Annotated in this window: 6 protein-coding genes; 4 read left to right on the forward strand and 2 right to left on the reverse strand. The window is 63.1% G+C overall.

Annotation, left to right across the window (positions count from 1 at the left end; genetic code table 11):
- Positions 1–95: 95 nt before the first annotated feature.
- Positions 96–1,139, forward strand: a complete 1,044-nt coding sequence (locus AC4FAH_RS06175; RefSeq protein ID WP_284727236.1) for a quinone-dependent dihydroorotate dehydrogenase — start codon at positions 96–98, stop codon at positions 1,137–1,139.
- Positions 1,140–1,972: 833 nt separating this feature from the next.
- On the opposite strand, the gene rmf is transcribed toward AC4FAH_RS06175, so the two are convergent.
- Positions 1,973–2,182 carry a ribosome modulation factor gene (gene rmf, locus AC4FAH_RS06180; protein WP_043334308.1) on the reverse strand — a complete coding sequence of 70 codons (210 nt, stop codon included), beginning with the start codon at positions 2,180–2,182 and terminating at the stop codon, positions 1,973–1,975.
- Between the two features lie 488 nt (positions 2,183–2,670).
- Between rmf and rlmKL the strand changes: the two genes are divergently transcribed.
- On the forward strand, positions 2,671–4,887 hold the full coding sequence (rlmKL, locus tag AC4FAH_RS06185; RefSeq protein ID WP_279836782.1) for a bifunctional 23S rRNA (guanine(2069)-N(7))-methyltransferase RlmK/23S rRNA (guanine(2445)-N(2))-methyltransferase RlmL: 2,217 nt from the start codon (positions 2,671–2,673) through the stop codon (positions 4,885–4,887).
- Positions 4,888–4,890: 3 nt separating this feature from the next.
- Positions 4,891–5,241 carry a glutaredoxin family protein gene (locus AC4FAH_RS06190; RefSeq protein WP_490245774.1) on the forward strand — a complete coding sequence of 117 codons (351 nt, stop codon included), beginning with the start codon at positions 4,891–4,893 and terminating at the stop codon, positions 5,239–5,241.
- A 93-nt stretch (positions 5,242–5,334) separates the two neighbouring features.
- Here the strand turns inward: AC4FAH_RS06190 and AC4FAH_RS06195 are convergent, their stop codons facing one another.
- A complete protein-coding gene (locus AC4FAH_RS06195; protein ID WP_043334304.1) occupies positions 5,335–5,613 on the reverse strand; it encodes a WGR domain-containing protein in 279 nt (92 codons plus the stop codon).
- 211 nt (positions 5,614–5,824) lie between these two features.
- On the opposite strand from AC4FAH_RS06195, the gene pdxB reads away from it, so the two are divergent.
- Positions 5,825–6,918: 4-phosphoerythronate dehydrogenase PdxB (gene pdxB, locus AC4FAH_RS06200; protein ID WP_490245775.1), on the forward strand; the 1,094-nt coding region annotated here is incomplete at its 3' end.

Here is a 6,918-nt window from a genome sequence, read left to right on the forward strand (position 1 = left end):
CCGGCGCGCAGTGTCTGTCCCCGCGGGCTTCGGGTATACTTCGCGCCCAGCTATGCTGTCGTCACGACCCTGCCGCCCGCTGTCTGGAGATCATCATGTACTCGTTTGCTCGCTCGCTTCTCTTCAAGCTCGACCCGGAAACAGCTCATGGTGTGACGCTGAGTGCGCTGGACATGGCACATCGCCTCGGCATGGCGCGCGGTCTGGGCGGTGAAGCGCCGCGTGATCCGGTCTCGCTAATGGGGCTCGAATTCCCCAATCGCGTTGGCCTGGCGGCAGGTCTCGACAAGAATGCCGATCACCTCGATGCGCTTGCCGCTCTGGGCTTCGGCTTCGTGGAGGTCGGCACGGTGACGCCGAAAGGGCAGGACGGCAATCCCAAGCCGCGTCTGTTCCGGCTGCCGGAGCATCAGGCGATCATCAACCGCATGGGCTTCAACAATGCCGGAGTCGAGCATCTGGTCGCGAAGGTCAAGGCCAGTCAGGCGCGTGCTGCCTTTGGTGTCGTGCTGGGGATCAACATCGGCAAGAACCTGACCACGGCGGTGGATGATGCATTGAGCGACTATCTGGTCTGCCTCGATGCCGTGCATGCGCATGCCGACTACATCACCGCCAATATCTCGTCGCCCAATACCCCGGGGCTGCGCAATCTGCAGTTCGGTGATCATCTCAGCCAGCTGCTGGCCGGGCTTCGCCAGCGTTGCGATCAGCTCGATGCCGAGCGCGGCAGGAAGGTACCGCTGGTGATCAAGATCGCGCCCGACATGGACAGCGAGGAAATCCTGTTCGTGGCGCGGGCGTTGGCGGACAACGGCATCGATGGCGTCATCGCCACCAACACCACCATCGAGCGTACGGCGGTCGCGGGTAGCCCGCATGCGCAGGAGGCGGGCGGACTTTCCGGCGCCCCGGTGCGTGAATCGTCGACGCGGGTGATTCGTGGCCTGCGTGAAGCGCTGCCGAACATGCCGATCATCGGTGTGGGCGGTATCACCGATGGCGAGAGTGCGCGTGAGAAGATCGCCGCGGGGGCGGATCTGGTGCAGCTGTATTCCGGGCTGATCTACCGCGGCCCGGCATTGATCGGTGAGTGCGCGCGTGCACTGGAGAAGGCCGATACCCTGATCAAGGTGTGATCCGGCCTGGGCTCCGTCGCAGCGTGATGCTGGTATCTCCCACTCACGGCGCTTCAAGAGAGGGGCGAGTGGGGAAGGGCTGACACAGAAAAGCCGCCTCCTGACATCAGAAGGCGGCCTCGGTACCGGCGTGAATGATGATATGACAACGGCAGGGAAGTGATGCGTGATCTGCCGTTGTCGTGTTGGCTGCCATGTCCAGCCAGCGTGCACGATGCGAAGCGCTTTTGCCGTCAGAAACGGCGGTTGGGGGTTGGCCCCTTGAGCTCATCGGGTGCGTGGATGGTTGAAGCAGGCCTGGAAAGAACCTGCTGATGCAGTCAAGGTGAACGTTTGCCCGTGTCGTGCTCCGCGCTGGACCGTCGTCCTCGCAGGCCGTCGCCTGCTGCGCCTCCTCTTCTGGAGCCATACCACGATTGAAACGACACGAGCGCCAACATCTCGGCCTTTCAGGAAGTGAAGCGAGTCGGCCCCATTGCCTACTGCGTCTCTTGCCTGTCAGTGCCGCGCGTCATCAAGATAGAAATAAGGCGTTACCTCCCTGGTGATTTGACGTGTCGCTGGGCGACTTCCGTGGGATTTTCCGGGTGATGTCGCTAAACCGACTCACCGTGAACACCTCGAGTCCTCTCTGTACGTGCCAGCCGACCCTGTAACATGTCAGGAGCCGGTGGCGTGATGCCGGAGAATCCGCTTGGGCAGCGCATCAGGCTGCGTCGGCGGGGTGAAAGGCGCCAGGCGCCGTATTGCCAGTGTCATTCCGTGACGTGCCGCTTTCCTGAAATGGGATGACCTCCTGGTCGCGGATGATGAACCTTGGCGTCATGCGGTGCTCAGCTGAGCACCATGGGGTTCTTGTGGATGCCGGAGACGCCGGTCATTCCCGACCACTGGTCCCCGCGGCCTTCACGCCAGCCGCTCATCCAGAATTCACGTAGATTGACATCGATACTGGGACAATCATCACGGGAACGGCCGGTGACACCAGCCTTGTAGCCGTGAACATAGGCACGCTGAAAGCGATCACGTTTCTGTCTCTTCATGGATGACCTCTAAGTGAGAACCCATCGGCACTGTGTGCCAGTGATGGAGAGACGTACCCGGCGAGACCTTGTCTGGCCGCGGTTGTCCCTGCCATTGGACATGCCGAGTGAGAGAGTTGGCCGATGCCCTGTCGGGCACTGCCGGCCTCGTGCATCATCACCTCGCGTCGTTGGCCATTCTTGTCGGAAAAGGTCACGAGTGTGAGATGATGGAAGGTCTTGCCTGTATATGCTCGAGCGTGATGGTGAAAGAGCGACTGCCTTGCCGTGCCGGAAGTCCGATCTCCTGAGCGGCACAGGTAGGCTGCCCGAATGAGGCTCGTGTCCCTTGATCCTCTATTTCGCATGGCGTGTCACCTTTCCGAATTGCAGCTACACCTATAGTTTTTAGAACACTGCCTCTGGCTTGTCGACAGCCGTATAGGAATATCGCTAGTGCCAGAAGCCAACTCACAGGAATAAGTCCGGCACCTGCCGGTGAGAGATTCATGACTGATACGACCTCTGCGACTACACCCCGCGCGCCCAGCAACTCGCTCTCTACCTGGTTTGCGACCTGCCCGCGTGGCATCGAAACGCTGCTGGCCGATGAGCTGACGGCTCTGGGTGCCGAGGTGACTGGCACGACCGTCGCTGGCGTACACTTCAACGGTAGCCAGGAAACCGCCTACCGCACCATCCTGTGGTCGCGACTGGCCAACCGCATCATTCGTCTGCTCACTCGCGTGGGTGGCGTCGACACCGGCGAGCAACTGCGCAAGGCGAGTGCGGGTGTCGATTGGGCGATGGAATTGCCGGATCGTGCGTCCATCGCCGTCGATTTCCACGGAACATGGAAAGACATTCGCCACACCTTCTTCGGTGCCCAGACCGTCAAGGACGGCATCGTCGAGGCGATGTTCGAGGAAGGCCGCAACAAGCCGACCGTCGATGGCAAGAATGCAGATCTGCGCATCTACGCGCACCTGCACAATGGCTACATCACCCTGGGCATCGACCTCGTGGGGCGCAGTCTGCACCAGCGTGGCTACCGTCCTGATCTCGCGCATGCGCCGCTGAAGGAGAACCTGGCGGCGGCCCTGCTGATGCGGGCCGACTGGCCGGCGCGTGCGGCGCGTGGCGAGAGCCTGGTCGACCCGATGTGCGGCTCCGGCACGCTGCTGATCGAAGCGGCCTTGATGGCGGCGGATATCGCGCCGCAGTCGCTGAACCAGGAGTTCGCCTGCCGTCACTGGGGGCGCCATGACGAGCGCATCTGGAAGGGCCTGTGGGAAGAGATGGAGCAGCGTGCCATTGCCGGGCGCCGCAAGGTCACTGCACGTCTGTTCGGTCGCGATCACAGCCCGCAGGCGATTTCTGCCGCGCGCTCCAACGCCATGCGTGCCGGCATTCCGGCGCTGATCGAGCTGGAAGGCGCCTCCGTCGCCGAGCTGACCTGTCCCGAGGGCGCCACCACTGGCCTGGTGATGACCAACCCGCCCTATGGTGAGCGTCTGGGCGAGCTGCCGGCACTGGTGCCGCTCTACGCAAGCCTGGGTGAGCGCATGAAGCGCCACTTCGGCGGCTGGACGCTGGGCATGTTCACCGGCAATCCGGATCTCGGCCATCGCCTCGGCCTGCGTGCGCATCGCCAGTACGCCTTCCGCAACGGTCAGCTCGACTGCAAGCTGTTGATGATCGACGTGGCGGCGCGTGAGCGTGCGGTCGACGAAGACAGCGTGGCCGAAGATGCCCGCAGTCAGCCCGCGCTGAGCGAGGGCGGCCAGATGTTCGCCAATCGCCTCAAGAAGAACCAGAAGTCATTGGCACGCTGGCTCAAGCAGAGCGGTACCACCTGTTATCGCCTCTACGATGCCGATATGCCGGAGTACGCGCTGGCCATCGATATCTATGGCCGTCACGTGCACGTGCAGGAATACACGCCGCCCAAGTCCGTGGATGCCAGTCAGGCGCAGCGCCGCCTGATGGATGCACTGGCGGCGATTCCGCAGGTGCTGGGCTGCTCGCCCAACGATATCCATATCAAGCAACGCACGCGTCAGGCGGGCAAGGCGCAGTACACGCGTCAGGACAGCTCCGGTCAGCGTATCGAGGTGCAGGAAGGCGATGCCCGGCTGTGGGTGAATCTCAAGGACTACCTGGATACTGGCCTGTTCCTGGATCACCGTCCGGTGCGCAAGCTGCTGGGCAAGGAAGCGGACGGCAAGCGGGTGCTCAATCTGTTCTGCTATACCGCGACGGCCACCGTGCATGCGGTGCTGGGCGGTGCCAGCGAGAGCGTCAGCGTCGACATGTCCAATACCTATCTGGACTGGGGGCGCGAGAACTTCAAGCTCAACGGCATCAGCGAGAAACGCCATCAGCTGGTGCGTGCCGACTGCCTGAAGTGGCTGGAGCGCTCCCGCGAGGAGTTCGACCTGATCTTCCTCGATCCGCCGACCTTCTCCAATTCCAAGAAGATGGAAGGCACCCTGGATATCCAGCGTGATCACGCGCGCCTGATCGACCTGGCGATGGCCAGTCTGGCGCCGGGCGGCACGCTGATCTTCTCCAACAACCATCGTCGCTTCGTGATGGATGACAGCGTCAGCCAGCACCATGTGGTGGAAGACCTGTCGCGCAAGCTGCTGGACCCGGACTTCAAGCGTCGTCCGGATATCCACCACGTCTTCCGCATCCGTCGCGCCAGCGATGTGAAGGGCTGAGCGATGGCCAGCGTCCCGCTGTGGCTCTACACCACGGCGGGCTGTCATCTGTGTGCTCGGCTGGAAGCCACGCTGCAGGCGCTGGGGGCGGATGTCACGCTCACGCGGGTCGAGATCGCCTTCGACACGCAGCTGAGCGAGCGTTACGCGACCCGCATCCCTGTACTGGCGAGCGCCTCGGGTGCGGAGTATTCGCTGGCCGATGGCGAAGAGGTGTTGCCGGAGTGGTTGCGCGCGCAGGGCGTCGAGCAGCGCCTCGAGCAGGGTGTCGAAATCACGCCCCCGGCCGAGCACGACTCAGCCACTGAGCCGCAGGGGTCCACCCTGCGCAACGGGCGTCGCTTTCTGCGCTGAGCGGCGCAGACGTGTCGCTATAAGCTGGTGCAAAAAGACCGCCGCTACCTCAGGGTAGCGGCGGTCTTTTCGTGTCCGGCACCGTGCTGCGCACTAACTCTCCAGCAGCGACATCTGGCGCATGGCGTCTTCGGCTTCCGGGCTATCGGCCGTGGCCTCCAGCACCTTGGTATAGCCGCGTGAGGCCTGGATGTGGGCGAGGTCGCTGACCCAGGTCATGGCCTGTTCGTGGCTTTCGGCGAGATCGTGCTTCAATCCGCCGAACTGGGTGCCGATCTGGCCCCATGAGCGGCTGACGATCCAGTCGCCGAACATGTCCTGATGCACATGGACCAGAACGTAATCGTGGTGGCTTTCCCAGCGGATGATCACGCGTGACTCCCGAGGCGAAACGATGGTGGCTGGACTCAATCATGAGCTTGTGACGCCCGTTGCGTGCGCCTAAGATGGCACGGCGGCGGGCAAGCAAGCATACCATTGTAATCTTCACGTGCCTTGCGGCAAGGTGTGAAGTCACTAAGGCGCTCATGCTGGCCCGTGAACCCGCAGCGACACTCATTGCCACAGCAAGGAAAGGCAACAGATGCACATCATCGTGGACGATAACGTCCCTCTGGCAGAGGAATTCTTCTCCGAACTGGGAGAGGTGACCTGCATGCCGACTCGCGAGATCACCAATGCCGTCCTCAAGGACGTCGACATGCTGATCTGTCGCTCTACCTTGCGCGTGGATCAGGCGCTGTTGGAAGGAACGCGGGTGCGCTTCGTCGGCTCGCCGATCATCGGCACCGACCATGCCGATCTCGAATGGCTCGCGGCCAACGATATCCACTTCACCAACGCGCCGGGCTGCAATGCCGACTCGGTGGTGGATTACGTGCTGTCGTCGCTGTGGCATCTGGCCGAGCAGGAAGGGCTGGATCTGCAGCTGGACCGCCGCTTCGGCGTGGTCGGGGCCGGTCAGGTCGGGTCACGACTGGTCAAGCGTCTCGAGTCGCTGGGTGCCGAGGTGCTGGTCTGTGACCCGCCGCGCGCCGCGCTTGAGGGCCAGAGCGATGAGCGCCCCGAGAAGTCCCGCTTCGTGGACCTCGATGAGCTGGTCGCCGAGTGTGATGTCATCTGCGTGCACACCCCGATGGTCACCGGTGGCGAGCATCCGACCCATCATCTGATCAATGCCGAGCGCATCCGCGCCATGAAGCCCGGCAGCGTGCTGCTGAGTGCCGGCCGCGGTGGCTGTGTCGATACCGCGGCGCTCAAGCAGCGCCTCAAGGAGCAGGCTGACCTGCTGACCGTGCTGGATGTGTGGGAAAACGAGCCGGATATCGATGCCGAGCTGGCCGCACTGGTGGACATCGCCACGCCGCACATCGCCGGGCATAGCCTGGATGGCAAGATGCAGGGCACCGAGATCATCTATCAGCAGGCCTGTCGTCACTTCGGGCTGCCGGCGCGCCGCAAGCTGGGTCAGCTCAAGCCGGACCCGTGGCTGCGCAAGCTGGTGCTGACGGGCTGGGCGCCGCCGGAAGAGGCGCTGGGGCTCTGCGTACGCGCCTGCTATGACGTGCGCCGCGATGCGCTGGGCCTGCGTCGCTATCAGCGTCGGTTCGGCAATGCCGAGGGCTTCGTGCGTTATCGACGGGAATATCCGCTGCGTCGCGAGTTCTCCACGCTGCG

Source organism: Cobetia sp. (assembly GCF_983723665.1).

Bases quoted from the DNA above. Each gene is read 5' to 3' on its own strand.
- rlmKL (WP_279836782.1), top strand. From the start codon at position 2,671: ATGACTGATACGACCTCTGCGACTACACCCCGCGCGCCCAGCAACTCG.
- AC4FAH_RS06190 (WP_490245774.1), top strand. From the start codon at position 4,891: ATGGCCAGCGTCCCGCTGTGGCTCTACACCACGGCGGGCTGTCATCTG.
- rmf (WP_043334308.1), bottom strand. From the start codon at position 2,182: ATGAAGAGACAGAAACGTGATCGCTTTCAGCGTGCCTATGTTCACGGC.
- AC4FAH_RS06175 (WP_284727236.1), top strand. From the start codon at position 96: ATGTACTCGTTTGCTCGCTCGCTTCTCTTCAAGCTCGACCCGGAAACA.